The sequence below is a fragment of the Dyella psychrodurans genome, assembly GCF_003363265.1.
GTDB classification, from domain to species: domain Bacteria; phylum Pseudomonadota; class Gammaproteobacteria; order Xanthomonadales; family Rhodanobacteraceae; genus Dyella_B; species Dyella_B psychrodurans.
In genome coordinates, this window is record NZ_QRBF01000001.1 from 1,134,573 (window position 1) to 1,147,698 (window position 13,126).

Here is a 13,126-nt window from a genome sequence, read left to right on the forward strand (position 1 = left end):
TATTCGCCGCATTCCTCCAACGGCCCAGGAGTCTCCCATGGCAAGCAACATCCAACGAATGAAGATTGGCGACTTCCTTCTTCGCCGTCTTGAAGAGGCCGGCATTCGGCATCTGTTCGGCCTTCCCGGTGACTACAACCTCACCATGCTGCAGCAACTGCACGACGCGGGGAGAATGAAATGGATCGGCACCACCGGCGAGCTGACTGCCTCTTATGCGGCGGATGGTTATGCACGATTGAACGGATTGGGCGCGCTCCTCGTCACGAACGGGGTCGGCCCCTTAAGCGCGATCAACGGGGTGGGTGGCGCTTATGCCGAACACGTTCCAGTGATTTGTATCGCCGGCTCGATCCCGCTGAGATCCATCGACCGTGGTTTGGGGATGCACCACACCATGGCGGATGGGAATTTTGATCACTTTCTCAATGCATACAAGCCGGTGACGGTGGCGCAGGCGCGGATTACGCCACGCAATGCGGTCACCGAGATCGATCGCCTTATCCTCACTGCGTGGCGTGAGAAGCTTCCGGTGTACATGGAGTTTCCGTCCGACATCGCCTACCTCGATATCGAAGTGCCTGAAGCACCGCTTGTGCTCGCCGAACCGCCAAGCGATCCGGAGCGGCTGCGTTCGTGCGTCGCTGCGGTTGCGGAACGTCTGTCTGCGGCAAAGTCGCCGGCGATCCTGGTCGATACGGACGCGGATCGGTTTGGTGTTGCTTCCGAACTCATGGATCTGGCCAACAAGCTGCAGGCTCCGGTGGCGGTGATCAACGCAGCCAAAGGTGTGATCGATGAATCGTTCCCGCATTACGTTGGCATGTACGCCGGCAAGGCCAGCGAGCCGGGTGTGTGCGAGACGATCGAGAGCAGTGATTGCCTGCTCGCTATCGCTTACCGACCGATCGAAGTGACCACGGGTGATTTCTCGGCGTCGCTGCCTGCCAACACGATCCATGCCCGCGCACACTCGTTGGATATTGGCCATGACAATTATCAAGCGGTGACGCTCAAAGAAATACTTCGTGGCGTCATCAATGCCGTTCCCGAGGTCAGTCATCGCGCTCCGCGACATGTCGTGGCAGCGGCAATGCCGAGCACAGACATCGACGCCAATGCCAAGCTGACTCAGGCTTTTTACTGGCCTGCCATTCAACGCTATCTGCGACCCGGTGATGTTCTGTATGTCGACAACGGCACGTCATTTTCTCTTCTAGGCCTCAAGCTTCCGCCGGGCTGCACGTTCATTGGCTCGATCAACTGGGGTTCGATCGGCTATTCGGTCGGAGCGTTGCTTGGTGCGCTGACCGCGGCGCCCGAGCGTCGTCATATCCTGTTGATTGGCGACGGTTCATTCCAGGTCACGGCGCAGGAGCTATCGACCATTCTGCGACACGACTACAAGCCGGTGATCATGTTGATCAACAACGGCGGATACACCATCGAACGCGGTTACCTCGGCAAGACCGAACCGTACAACGACGTCGCCAATTGGTCCTACGCCAATTTGCCGAAAGTGCTTCGGCCTGACACTTCGGCGCGATCGTTCGTAGCCAGAACCGGTGCGGATCTGCAAAAGGCCCTCGATGCACCGAACGACACGTTGATCTTCGTCGAATCGATCATGGATTCCTGCGACGCCCCCGCCCTGGTCACTCGAAGCAGCAACCTGGGAGCCGAGCTTGACTACGGTCCTACAGGTCCACAACACCGTGAAGGTTTGCAGCTTCGGCCCGCGACATCGCAAATGACGGCATGATCGATGCGAAGAGTATGCCCCGCGTTGCTGACATCCGTGCAAGATGGCATCACGACGCCCCAAAGCAGCCGCTGGCGTCACGCAGAAGGCACGCCTTGGCTCGTTATTCGGAACTGCGGGTCGCTATGAGGTGGCGCAGGACAATCTAAACAGGCTATTTATTTCGCCGACGATGTTTCTTTATGGGGGTCTCGTGCGTCCGCCCAGTCGAGGAGAGATAGAAAGACCGTCCTCAATCCTTTCCCCTGATCGGTCAGGCGATATTCGACCCTTGGGGGAACCTGCGGGTATATCGTCCGTGCAATGATCCCGTCTCGTTCCAGTTCACGAAGATGCTGTGTGAGCATTTTCTGCGAGGCTTGTGGAATCGCTCGCTCGAGATCCGAAAATCTCATGGTCTCTTCTGCACTCAGATGGGCCAGGATAGGCATCTTCCAGCGGCCATCGATAGAGCGAAGCACATCCGCCAAACGGGATGCGCAGAGCATTCGGTACCTGCAAAGCTCCGGGTCTTTTGCGTCTTCCGGATTTTCCACTTTGATTGTCGTGCTTACCATTTCGTGGGTACCCCACTTAAAAGTGCGTACTTCTCTTCTGTTCGATGGACATCTACGTTAGCCACTTAGCCGATTCTTTCTATCGGCACAGAATCGAGAAGACAATGAAATTCACACTGGCGATTTTACTCTTGTACGCTTTGAGTGTGCCTAATGCCTTTGCTCAGGCTATGAAAAGTGGGTTTATCAAAACCTCCGATGGCGTTCGTATCCATTATGTTGAGGCGGGAAAAGGAAGGGCCATCGTCTTTATCCCCGGATGGATGATGCCTGCCTGGATTTGGCAGAAGCAAATCGACGAGCTGTCCAAGAAGTATCAGGTGATTGCCGTCGATCCGCGCTCGCAGGGCGACAGCGACAAGCCGAACTATGGGCACCTCCCCGAGACTCGCGCCCGCGACTATAAGGAGCTCGTGGATCAGCTCGGGTTAAAGCAGCCAGTACTGGTCGGTTGGTCGATGGGATGCGGTGAACTACTGAGCTACGTCGAACAATTCGGTGAGGGTGGAATCAGTGGCTTGGTGTTGGTAGATGGCATGCTTCCGGCGAAGCAGAATCCAGCCGTGCTTTCGGTGCTGGCGGATTGGACCGACCAGCTTCAGCAGGATCGGCAGAAAGAGGCCGATGTATTCGTGCGAGCCATGTTCACGAAGCCTGAGCCAGAGAACTACATTCAAAGACTTAAGCAGGCAACGTTGGAGGTTCCGACCGATACCGCGGTCGCGCTTATCTACAACATGATGTCGGTAACGGATTTCTCCAACGCGCTCACCAAGATCGATCGCCCCATGCTCTTTGCGTATGAGCCAGCGTTGCAGCCAAGTGCGGACTTCCTGGAGGCAAAGCTTGGCGACAAAGTTCGATTTGAGCGGTTCGACGAGGATGGACACGCGCTGTTTGTCGACGATCCGGTGAAGTTCAATCGCATGATTGACGACTTCGTACAAAGCTTGCCAAAGCGATGAGCTCCAACGCGCGCGCAGCCTGCACGGCCGCGCGTGCGTCCATGTTGTTTGAGCGGAAACAGGGCAAGACTCGAAGTCGATGCAACACACTTCCGCCCAGGCCGTGCATGCAGAATTGCCAGCACGATGAGATCGTTAGCTGTCTACAGCGCAGTAATTCTCAGAAAGATCAGGTTTCAGAAACGCGCAGCTGTTGAAGATCGGCAATCAACCCGGGTCCGTTCGGATGCCATCCCAGCTTTTGCCGCGTTTGCTCGCTGGATGCGGGAGAATCGCGCCCGGCAAACATGGCGAGCCATCCGAAAAAGGCTTCAGCTTCGTCTGCTGCGATGGATTTGACCGGCAGGTTGAGGCGTGCACCAATGGTTTGTGCGATATCGCGCATCGATACGCCCTCTTCCGCAACGGCGTGATACTTCGCGTTCGGCTCGGCTTTTTCAATCGCCAGTCTGTATAGGCGAGCTACATCGAGAACATGTGCTGCTGGCCAGCGGTTGTGCCCTTCTCCGATATAGGCACATGCACCCTTTTCACGAAATACCGTAATTGCATAGGTGATGAGGCCCTGCTTGACCCGGTCGTGAACTTGCGGAAGGCGCACCACCGACACATTGACGCCGTCCGCAGCGACAGCGGCAGCCGCTTCTTCTGACGCCGCACGCGGAATGACGTTTGAGGCGATCGTCGCATTGTCTTCCTTGGCCGGCCGACCGGGCACCGTGTTGGCCAATCCGCTTCCGGAAGTCACAATCAACGGACGGTTAGAGCCAGCGAGAACCGAGCCGAGTGCCTTGATCACACGTCGGTCATTTTCGCAATTCGCGACGAATGTCGAGAAATCGTGCTTGAAGGCAAGATGGATGACGCCATCGCATTGGGCGGCACCCTTCTTGAGGCTATCCAAGTCCTCAAGCGATCCGTGATAAACCTCTGCGCCGGCAGCAGCCAGATCCGCAGCCTTGTCATTCGAACGACAGAGACCGAGCACCTGATGGCCTGCCTCAATCAACTCGTTGACGACGGGCATACCGATAAATCCCGTAGCACCTGTGACGAATACACGCATGATCAACATCTCCAGAGTTCTGTGGAGACAAATCTCCATGCTTGATCTATGCTAGTAAAGTAGTGAGATTATCCTGTTATAACGGTTAATAGGATGAACACGCAGGTCACGCACGAAAACCAGCTCGGCATCTATCTGAAGAACCGGCGCCTGAGGCTCGATCCGGCCGCATTCGGTTTTTCCGCTGAGCGACGCCGTACGCCAGGGCTGCGTCGCGAGGAAGTGGCGCAGCGCGCCAACATCAGTTCGACCTGGTACACATGGCTGGAGCAAGGCCGAGGCGGCGCGCCGTCGGCCGATGTGCTCGATCGAATCGCTCATGCCTTGATGCTCACCGACGTCGAGCGCGAGCACCTGTTCCTGATCGGGCTCGGTCGCCCGCCGGATGTGCGCTATCAAAAGAATGAAGGCGTCACGCCGCGACTGCAGCGCGTTCTCGACGCGTTGAACCCCGTACCCGCCATCATCAGGACCGCCACGTGGTACGTCGTTGCGTGGAATCGCGCAGCCACCACGATGATCATGGACTATGGATCGTTGCCGCCCGAAGAGCGAAACATCCTGCGCTTCATTTTCCTCGATCCGCGTCCTCGCGCATCGCAGTACGACTGGGAAAGCGTGGCGCGGTTCGTATTAGGTGCGTTCCGAGTGGATGCAGCCCGCGCGGGAGCCGCGGAGGAAGTGGAACCGCTTGTCGAAGAACTCTGCCGGCTTAGCCCGGAGTTCAGAGCGATGTGGCGCGAGAATGACGTTCAAGGCCCGCATGGCGAGAGAGTCAAGCACATGCGGCACCCGGTACTCGGCCCGATCTCTTTTGAATATTCGGCTTTCGCAGTGGACGGCCGACCAGATCTCAGCATGGTGGTCTATAACCCCGCAACGCCTGCGGATGCCGAGCGGATTGCGTCACTGATGGACGCGCAGTCATCCGCGAGTTAGCGAATGTGCTCCTCCTAGCCGCACCGAACGGTGACATCGCCCGAACTCACCGAGGCATCCATGCCCTCTTCGGAGACTCCTTCCCAGTGAGGGCGTCCCTGCCTAACCGAGACGCATCACGTACAGGGAGAAAGTCCCACTGAACAATCGGCGATCAATACCTTTTCTTCCTGTTCAACAAATCGGAGCGTTGCGTCGAACGTTCTGAATGCGCCGGTTCGCGTACATAAGCAGAAGTCCTCGAATATCGAACTGCCTCTGTAACAGCCTCCCTACTCTTGGACGCCCCATCGGATGCATAGACAGCATGAATCTGCGCCGCTGAAAGCGGCTCACTATTACGGGGCATGATCGACCTACCTGAAAAAGACAGTCGCGAAAGTGCGCGACGGCACTGGAGAGGGCCCGTGCATAGCAAGAAGCAGGGCAAGACTCAAAGGCGATAGCATGCGGTCGCAGGTGAGATGCTGGGCTCGATACGCTCCCAACATGGTTTGATCATGCGCCCCCGTAGCTTAAATAGCAATTTTTGGAATTCGCTACGGATTCAACAACATCCTAGTTTTTGCAGATAGAAGTCGCGTGCCTGATAGCCATCGACAGTGAGACATATGCACGCAACAAACGCATCCGCCGATTAACCATCTACGAAAGCGGGGCGTACCACATAACACTATAAAAGTAACATTTGATATCGAGCAAAGGAGTATGGTGATGGTTGAATTTGGTCATTACCCATCCCAGTAGCGTGCACGGATGCGCGTCGTGCATCAAAGTCATGCAAACTCATCCATTTGACGGTTTGACGTGTGGACAGTGGACGCTGTTGCGAGAAGTTGCACGAAGCTGCCCGTTGTCGCTAAGCACCATAAGTTGCTTTATCGACCTCCGCCACCTCGTCGAAAATGACTTCGTCATAGTGAGGCGCGCCAGAGTATTTGCGACGCGTTCCGGCATAGAGGCGCTTTGGTATCACCGCCTCCACTAATCCATTCGCCAATGAGTTCGATGACTGGCTGCCGGAACGACGAGAGCAGAAATGAAAAAGCCCGGCTCAAGACCGGGCTTTTTCCACACACCAAATGAACTCAGATGACTTGCACCTGGTCAGCCTGCAGGCCTCTTTGGCCTTGGGACACGGTGAAGGACACCTTTTGACCTTCCTGGAGGCTCTTGAAGCCCGAGGATTGAATCGAGCGGAAGTGAACGAACACGTCGTCGCCACCCTTATCTCGACTGATGAAGCCAAAGCCTTTGGCGTCGTTGAACCACTTCACAGTACCGGTTTCAGCTTGGGACATGATTATTTCTCCTTGGAGCAGATGAGGCCGCATCGCGGCAAAAGCTGGTTACAAGGAGGAAGCGGGTACAACGGTGTAGGGAAACTTCTATCTACAGCATCGGGCCACAATTCAAGGTGACCCTTGAAACTCAGCTCATGCACAGTAATGGTCATTGTCCTAAAAAGCAAATGAAAGTCAGCTTTTTGTTCAGATTGGCACATAACGCGCATTACTTTTATCGCAAAAAGCGCCGCTGACTCGTCAATGGCGAGGTATGTAACCCAACGCGAAGCTTTGAGCCGTCATCCACTGACCATCTTCGAATGCCATGAGTGACAACTCACTGCATACGGTAGTTAATACATTGCGCTGCTTAATCCGTTGTTCCAAGGCCGCGCCTAACGCTACTGCCTGATCGGGTAGCAATCCTTTCGCCATCGACACCTGAGGCATGAATGGTTGTGCCTCTGAGCGGTCAGATGGAAAGCGTTTCGATACCCGCATTTCCAGCCTGGAGATGGGGGCCGTAGGCTCCGGTGCCAGATAGACCGTCCTGTGGAAATAGCCAACCCGTGCCAGTGCGATTTCAAAGGGCGCTGTAAACCTGCAGACCGAAGCCAGGAATTGCAGGCTTTCTTCAGTCCCTCCGCTGGGCGGAGGCCAGTTGGGGTGAATGGCAATATGGGCTCCAAACGAGCGCTCTGGCGACGTGTTGTAGCGATTGCGTAAGTCACCGAACAGCAAGTCGACTTCTGGAAGACGCAGCGCCAGCAAATGACGGGCGGCGGGAAGGCTATGCATGGCGGCTTCCGGTGGAGATCGGGCTGGCAGTTGTCTGCTCCACGTATTCGGTGCCGTGGGCATATGAGTATGGCTTGAGTCGATGAAGTCGCGACGGATGAATAGTCATCCGCGGCTTCAATTCATCTCTGCCAGAGGGTCCGGACGGCCGGTTTCACACGTTGGGGAGATGCGCTAAAGCGTCGCCGATGCGAACTTGACGCCGAGCGTCGTGAGTCTCCAGTGCCCGCTCTCGCGAACGATAATGCCTTTCTGTTGTAGCCCGAACATTCGCGCTGCCGTCATGTTTTCGCGATCCCAACTGGTCAGGGCGTGCCTCATGAGCGAACGCACAACACGACGCTCCAAAGCCGTTAGATCCGAGCTATCTATAGCCATTGCCCACTCTTGCCCCTACGCATCCTGTTCGGGAGTCTCGACAATCGTCAGGGTTGGCGGCACGTTGCCGGGCGCCTGAAACAGCTCGACAAGAACCGCGCCACTGCGCAAGGGAGGCACTAGGTGCAGCCTCGGGACAAGCCGAACGATTTCCGCAGAACCGCTGCGCGTGCCCCCATCATGGGAGTCTTTGATTTTCATGACTGTAATCCAGGAACGAGTTGGCGTGATGCCAGCTTCATAGACAAGGAATCGGCTGAACTTTGTGTGCTTGCACACGCTTGCGACGGAGTGAGCAACATGCAATGCATGCGTACAAAGAGAGACATGCCACCCTTAGGCTGGATGGATCATCAGTCTTTCTTTTTCTTACTTGTCGATTGTGGAATCGGCGGCGGATGCCCCGGATGATCCGGATCACGTCCCGAGAAAGAAGTTTTCGAATAGCGAGTCACCTTGATTTCACTCGCCTTACTCCTGGGTTCCACGTTGGAGGAGTAAACACTATGAATCTGTGCCGCCGACAGCGGCTCAACATGGTGCGGCATGATTGATCGGCCTCTAGGTAGCGAAAGAAGCGCTACACAATGGTGATGGAGCGGGTCCTTGCAGGGCGCGAGCAAGGCAACAACTCAGAGGCGAGGAAATATTCGCAGGTGAGATGGCGGGTTCGATACGCACCCGGCACCACCTCATCATGCGCCTATATCCGCTAATTAGCAATTCTCCGCGGACTCCAGCACTGATCCGACAATACCTCGGCGCGCGCTGATTACGGCCTCAAGCGAGCTCCAACGCCTATGAGCTCACTGCATGCGTTACCGTTTAGGAGTATGGTGGGCAAGTTAATCCATCGTGTAGACATTGAATCCATCGATATAGTCGGCCTTTATTTGGTTGCCGGTATTCATTCGATTTTTACGGACGGCAAGTTCTCCGTCGCCGAGAAAGCCAAAGATTTTCGATCTGGAAAACGTTTGGCGCGCAATGCCTCGCATATGGACTAAGTACCAGTGAAGTCAAAGGTCCAAATGAGACCGCTTCTGCAACCGTGTTCGCTTGATCACCATCATCCTGAAATGTGAGGACCTCTCTCATGTCTAATACTCGCCTACGCGACACAAATGGATCGCCGCTCACCATTCCCAATTCTGCTACGCGCTCCGCTACCAGGGCGACATCTGACAAGGCGCTGACCAGTGAACGCATTGCTTCGGATATTGCGGCCTTCAACAAGGCCGGCGGCCGTATAGAGGTACTTGGCAACACCCCGTTTCTTCGTAAGCCTGGACCGGCGGAGTCCACGGCAGGCGCACCTGGCGCCACCTTGCCCGCGAAGATAGATTCGAGTCAGAAGTAGACGTCCAAACGTCGGACATTCGCCAGTGGAGGTCGCTGTGCCCCTCATTTCGATCGATGCATGGGCGGATGGCCCCGATTCCTTGGGCCACTGGCGTGGGTGCTGGCGCTTATTGCGTGATGGCCTGGCGATCAAAGGCCGATTCGGGATCACCGGCGAATGCTTCCCGAGCGAAGCGCAGGCAGTCTTTGCAGCGCTGCGCCATGGCACCTCAGACAAGCGAAACGTCCACGAGATGGAGAAGCCTTCATGAGGCTTTCCCTTTGATTCTCGCCGTTGTGCATGCGGTGCCGAGAACGGAAATCCGCATACCGCACTGAGATCTTGCAGAATGATTTGACGCGCCCTTCTCATCTTGCTTTACCCGTGCGTTCATTCGAACAAGCAGGTCACGTCCGCCACCTGGGAATCTGGTTCGGCGAGCTCCCTGCCGGCGATATCACGCCGCCTTGCCGATGCTGCGCTATCCTTTCGGCTGCACGCCGAGGAGGAGCCCCATGGCAACGACCGGTCATTTATTCGAGCATGCAGGGCATCGCTTCTACTACACGCTGACCATTGATCACCAAGGCTTGAGTGCCCATGTGACCTGTGATGGGAAGGCGCTTAATCGGTTCCATTCACCCTTTAGCGGGCACGGCGCCAGCCACGACAAGGTGCTGATGACATGTAAACGATTGGTCGAGGTGTCGATCCGGGAGAACCGGATCAAGTGGCACTGAGAACCAGGCGGGCCCACCTTCAAGACGGGTGGCATCCAGCGCCGGTAGCTAGGAATATTCAATGATTCCAGGTGGAAGCCTGGCGCTTGGCGAGAACTTCCACCAAGACGACATCATTGGATCGCATGGAAATGGGCAAGCTTGCTATGCCATTCGAACTGATCGCCAGCGCGCGCAGTTCGGGACGATCCGCGGTCGTGACCTGCAGTTGCCGCAACTGGTCGTCACTAAGTGTTGCGGGTGAACCCATGCGCAAGTAAGCCGAATAGGCATCGTTGGCATCGTAGCCCGTCCTATAGATGGCCACCTGGTAGTTGCCTGGCTGCATATGCTGAAGATCGAGGCTCACCATTCGCGCCGGTTGCGATGGAAAAACCTTGGTATAGAACGACCGATCGCTCTGCTCCTGCTTGGGCGAGACGAAATCCCAGACCAGCGCCTTGAGCACATGGTCGTTCCACGTGACATGACTTTGCGCATCGTCGGTTTTCAGTTCGGTGCGGCCCAGGCGATGCAGGTATTTGTAGGCGAAATAAGCCGGCTTGCGTATGCCTTGTGGATTCAGCAAGCCAAACCCTCCCTGGAATGGCGCGGTCGGCGGGCCGGGCTCTTCGAACAAATCGCTGAAGGTCCAGTAGCTCATGCCTTGCGCCATACCTTCACAGGCTTTGAGCTTGCTGAGAATGTACGCAGCACTCACATACGAGTCGTGCACCGGGTCGCGCGGCGTGTAGCTGGTGCTCCATTCGGTGAAGTAAAGCGGCAACCCGGGCCTGGCGGAACTGTCGATCTGCGCGCGCACGCGACGCACGTCGCCGACGATCGCATCCGGAGACGGCGACAGCTTCGTGTCGCTTTCGCCATGCTCGTCGAGGAACCCGCCGTCCACGCCGTAGGTATGTGTGGTGATGAAATCGAGCGGCACGCCGGCCTGCACCGTGTGCCGTATCAACTCAGGCACCCATGCCGCACCGGCGGTGGCTGGTCCACCCACTCTCAACTGCGGATCCACCTGCTTGATGGTTCGCGCGGTGGCATCGTAAAGATCGAAATACGCCTTTTGATCACCGCCCTGCCAGAAACCGGGCAGGTTGGGCTCGTTCCAGACTTCGAAATACCAGGTCCTGATTTCTTGTTGTCCGTAGCGTCGTTCCAGATGACGGACGAAGGCCTCGACCAAGCCTGTCCATTTGGGAAGTTGCGGACGCGAGGTGTTGCCCTTCCAGTAGAAGATGTGCTGGTCGGATGTCTTCATCGCCTCCGGGGTAAATCCCAGCTCGACGAAAGGCCGGATACCTATCGCAAGCAATCTGTCGTAAAGGCGGTCGATCTTCGTCCAATCGTAGACCGGCTTGCCGTTCACTTCCCGATACGTGCCCAGCACATCGTGAAAAATGGCATGGAAGCGGATATAACGCGGACCCAATTCCTCGCTTACGGTCTCGAGCTGAGCGAGGCTGTCCTCGCGCATCAGCGTTCCCGGATAGTCCGAGCCGATGGACAATTCGTAGTAGCGATCAAGCGGCGATGACGCACCATCGACGTCAACAGTGATGTGCCGGACATGTTGATCAGCGTGTGCCGCAGGCGCCATAACGCAAAGAACAATCGCTGCCAACGACACGCGCAACATAAGGTTCATCCGTCGGGCGCGCATCAGTGAAGATCCAGCACGACCACGGATTTCGGCGGCAACACAACCGTCACCACTCCGTGCTTGAATGTTGCGCCATCAAAGGCGACTGGCCTGACCCGATCCGGATGATCGAACGTGTTGATGGCGTTGATCTCCGAGGCAGTCAGCTCGCGCCCCTGCACCGCCGATCCTTTGACGCCCAGGACCGTCAGGCGAACAGTGTCTGCGTGGTGCGGGTCGAGATTCACCAGCGCCACATGCACGACACCGGCAGCATCGCGTCCCGCCGTGGCGTGGACACCCGGCACCGAGACATTCCCGTAGCGATACACCGGTGCCTGCACGTCGACCGGCAGATAAGTGGCACCCTGGAACACCTTGTACATGTCGAACACGTAATACGTCGGCGTCAACACCATCCTCGACTGGTCGGTGAGGATCATCGCCTGCAGCACGTTCACCATTTGCGCGATGTTGGCCATGCGCACGCGGTCTGCATGCGCCTGGAAGATGTCCAGCGTGACGGCTGCCGAAAGCGCGTCGCGCAGGCTGTTCTGCTGATAGAGCGCGGCGTCGCCCGCGCCGGGGTCCCGATCCATCCAGTTACCCCATTCGTCGACGACCAGCGCCACGCGTTTCTTGGGATCGTATTTATCCATCACCGCGCTGTGCCTCGCGATGAGATCGTCCATGCGCAAAGCACCCTGCAGCGTGGACATCCATTCATCCTCGCCGAACTGCGTGGCCGAGCCTTTGTGCGACCAGTCGCCGGTCGGAATGGTGTAGTCGTGCAGACTGATCGCATCGATCTGGCTGCCCGCGATCGACATGACGGTATCCGTCCAGCCAACGTCGCCGGCATTCGCGCCACTCGCGACCCTGACGACAGGCGCGTTGCTCGGTGCGTGCACGAATGTTGCGTACTGACGGTAGACGTCGGCATAGAACTGCGGACGCATGGACCCGCCGCACCCCCACATCTCGTTACCGATGCCGGCGTAATCGAGCTTCCATGGCTTGTCGCGTCCGTTCGCGCGCCGCTGCTGCGCCAGGCTCGAATGGCCGTCCGCGGTCATGTATTCGATCCATTGGCTCATCTCACGCGGCGTACCCGTGCCGACATTGATGTTGACGTAAGTCTTGGCGCCGATCAGCTCGGCGAAATCCATGAACTCATGCGTACCGAACTGGTTGCTGTCCTCGCCGCCCCAGGACGCATTCATGCGCACGGGCCGCTTGTCACGCGGGCCAATGCCGTCGCGCCAGTCGTATTGATCGGCAAAGCAGCCGCCGGGCCAGCGAATGACCGGCACCTTGATCGCCTTCAACGCGTCGACAACGTCCTTGCGATATCCCCTGATATTGGGAATGGAGGAATGTTCCCCGACCCAGATACCACCGTAGATGCCGCGCCCGAGCTGTTCGGCGAACTGGCCGTAGATTTCCGGATGGATGACCGGCCCGGGCCGATCTGCATGCACGATGACCTGGGCCTCCTGCGCGACATCTGCGTATCCATGACCCGATGCCAGCACCAGCAAGGTGAAAAGGCCGCCTCTCCACGCCCGAACCTTTCCCTTCATGAGCATCTCCCCACAGTCATAGGGAGAGTCGAGCAAATTCCGGGTAATGATTTCCAGAGGGAGGCTTTTATGAT

The 13,126-nt window shown here is 57.0% G+C and carries 14 protein-coding genes; 7 read left to right on the top strand and 7 right to left on the bottom strand.

Annotated features, from left to right (window positions below):
• The first annotated feature begins 37 nt into the window (after positions 1-37).
• Positions 38-1,762 carry an alpha-keto acid decarboxylase family protein gene (locus DWU99_RS05400; RefSeq protein ID WP_115476935.1) on the top strand — a complete coding sequence of 575 codons (1,725 nt, stop codon included), beginning with the start codon at positions 38-40 and terminating at the stop codon, positions 1,760-1,762.
• A 158-nt stretch (positions 1,763-1,920) separates the two neighbouring features.
• Here DWU99_RS05400 and DWU99_RS05405 read toward each other — a convergent pair whose 3' ends face one another.
• The gene (locus tag DWU99_RS05405) at positions 1,921-2,319 is read right to left on the bottom strand and encodes a winged helix-turn-helix transcriptional regulator (protein ID WP_115476936.1); all 399 of its coding nucleotides are present in this window, start codon (positions 2,317-2,319) and stop codon (positions 1,921-1,923) included.
• A 104-nt stretch (positions 2,320-2,423) separates the two neighbouring features.
• Between DWU99_RS05405 and DWU99_RS05410 the strand changes: the two genes are divergently transcribed.
• On the top strand, positions 2,424-3,284 hold the full coding sequence (locus tag DWU99_RS05410) for an alpha/beta fold hydrolase (protein ID WP_158543235.1): 861 nt from the start codon (positions 2,424-2,426) through the stop codon (positions 3,282-3,284).
• Between the two features lie 169 nt (positions 3,285-3,453).
• On the opposite strand, the gene DWU99_RS05415 is transcribed toward DWU99_RS05410, so the two are convergent.
• Complete coding sequence (locus tag DWU99_RS05415; RefSeq protein WP_115477198.1) at positions 3,454-4,350, bottom strand: SDR family oxidoreductase; 897 nt, start codon at positions 4,348-4,350, stop codon at positions 3,454-3,456.
• 93 nt (positions 4,351-4,443) lie between these two features.
• On the opposite strand from DWU99_RS05415, the gene DWU99_RS05420 reads away from it, so the two are divergent.
• Positions 4,444-5,289, top strand: a complete 846-nt coding sequence (locus DWU99_RS05420) for a helix-turn-helix transcriptional regulator (protein WP_115476938.1) — start codon at positions 4,444-4,446, stop codon at positions 5,287-5,289.
• Between the two features lie 1,088 nt (positions 5,290-6,377).
• Here DWU99_RS05420 and DWU99_RS05425 read toward each other — a convergent pair.
• The 3 genes from DWU99_RS05425 to DWU99_RS05440 all read right to left on the bottom strand — a co-directional run bounded on the left by DWU99_RS05425 (position 6,378) and on the right by DWU99_RS05440 (position 7,952).
• Positions 6,378-6,590, bottom strand: coding sequence for a cold-shock protein (locus DWU99_RS05425; protein ID WP_115476939.1), 213 nt, complete (start codon positions 6,588-6,590; stop codon positions 6,378-6,380).
• Positions 6,591-6,833: 243 nt separating this feature from the next.
• Positions 6,834-7,373, bottom strand: a complete 540-nt coding sequence (locus tag DWU99_RS05430; protein WP_158543236.1) for a 2'-5' RNA ligase family protein — start codon at positions 7,371-7,373, stop codon at positions 6,834-6,836.
• 393 nt (positions 7,374-7,766) lie between these two features.
• Positions 7,767-7,952, bottom strand: coding sequence for a hypothetical protein (locus tag DWU99_RS05440; RefSeq protein ID WP_115476942.1), 186 nt, complete (start codon positions 7,950-7,952; stop codon positions 7,767-7,769).
• A gap of 635 nt (positions 7,953-8,587) precedes the next feature.
• On the opposite strand from DWU99_RS05440, the gene DWU99_RS21170 reads away from it, so the two are divergent.
• The 4 genes from DWU99_RS21170 to DWU99_RS05450 all read left to right on the top strand — a co-directional run bounded on the left by DWU99_RS21170 (position 8,588) and on the right by DWU99_RS05450 (position 9,833).
• Positions 8,588-8,758, top strand: coding sequence for a hypothetical protein (locus tag DWU99_RS21170; protein ID WP_233510879.1), 171 nt, complete (start codon positions 8,588-8,590; stop codon positions 8,756-8,758).
• 89 nt (positions 8,759-8,847) lie between these two features.
• Positions 8,848-9,111 carry a hypothetical protein gene (locus tag DWU99_RS21395; RefSeq protein ID WP_115476943.1) on the top strand — a complete coding sequence of 88 codons (264 nt, stop codon included), beginning with the start codon at positions 8,848-8,850 and terminating at the stop codon, positions 9,109-9,111.
• A gap of 37 nt (positions 9,112-9,148) precedes the next feature.
• Entirely contained in the window at positions 9,149-9,364 is a 216-nt protein-coding gene (locus DWU99_RS20780) for a hypothetical protein (protein ID WP_147292892.1), read from the top strand.
• Between the two features lie 244 nt (positions 9,365-9,608).
• The gene (locus DWU99_RS05450) at positions 9,609-9,833 is read left to right on the top strand and encodes a hypothetical protein (protein WP_115476944.1); all 225 of its coding nucleotides are present in this window, start codon (positions 9,609-9,611) and stop codon (positions 9,831-9,833) included.
• Between the two features lie 58 nt (positions 9,834-9,891).
• Here the strand turns inward: DWU99_RS05450 and DWU99_RS05455 are convergent, their stop codons facing one another.
• Both DWU99_RS05455 and DWU99_RS05460 read right to left on the bottom strand, forming a co-directional pair.
• On the bottom strand, positions 9,892-11,490 hold the full coding sequence (locus DWU99_RS05455) for a GH39 family glycosyl hydrolase (RefSeq protein ID WP_425476797.1): 1,599 nt from the start codon (positions 11,488-11,490) through the stop codon (positions 9,892-9,894).
• On the bottom strand, positions 11,490-13,052 hold the full coding sequence (locus DWU99_RS05460) for an alpha-N-arabinofuranosidase (RefSeq protein ID WP_115476946.1): 1,563 nt from the start codon (positions 13,050-13,052) through the stop codon (positions 11,490-11,492). The genes DWU99_RS05455 and DWU99_RS05460 overlap by 1 nt, the downstream gene beginning before the upstream one ends.
• Positions 13,053-13,126: the final 74 nt, after the last annotated feature.

Bases quoted from the DNA above. Each gene is read 5' to 3' on its own strand.
- DWU99_RS21395 (WP_115476943.1), top strand. From the start codon at position 8,848: ATGTCTAATACTCGCCTACGCGACACAAATGGATCGCCGCTCACCATT.
- DWU99_RS05420 (WP_115476938.1), top strand. From the start codon at position 4,444: ATGAACACGCAGGTCACGCACGAAAACCAGCTCGGCATCTATCTGAAG.
- DWU99_RS05410 (WP_158543235.1), top strand. From the start codon at position 2,424: ATGAAATTCACACTGGCGATTTTACTCTTGTACGCTTTGAGTGTGCCT.
- DWU99_RS05430 (WP_158543236.1), bottom strand. From the start codon at position 7,373: ATGCATAGCCTTCCCGCCGCCCGTCATTTGCTGGCGCTGCGTCTTCCA.
- DWU99_RS05440 (WP_115476942.1), bottom strand. From the start codon at position 7,952: ATGAAAATCAAAGACTCCCATGATGGGGGCACGCGCAGCGGTTCTGCG.
- DWU99_RS05405 (WP_115476936.1), bottom strand. From the start codon at position 2,319: ATGGTAAGCACGACAATCAAAGTGGAAAATCCGGAAGACGCAAAAGAC.
- DWU99_RS05425 (WP_115476939.1), bottom strand. From the start codon at position 6,590: ATGTCCCAAGCTGAAACCGGTACTGTGAAGTGGTTCAACGACGCCAAA.
- DWU99_RS05450 (WP_115476944.1), top strand. From the start codon at position 9,609: ATGGCAACGACCGGTCATTTATTCGAGCATGCAGGGCATCGCTTCTAC.
- DWU99_RS05460 (WP_115476946.1), bottom strand. From the start codon at position 13,052: ATGAAGGGAAAGGTTCGGGCGTGGAGAGGCGGCCTTTTCACCTTGCTG.
- DWU99_RS05400 (WP_115476935.1), top strand. From the start codon at position 38: ATGGCAAGCAACATCCAACGAATGAAGATTGGCGACTTCCTTCTTCGC.
- DWU99_RS05455 (WP_425476797.1), bottom strand. From the start codon at position 11,490: ATGCGCGCCCGACGGATGAACCTTATGTTGCGCGTGTCGTTGGCAGCG.
- DWU99_RS05415 (WP_115477198.1), bottom strand. From the start codon at position 4,350: ATGCGTGTATTCGTCACAGGTGCTACGGGATTTATCGGTATGCCCGTC.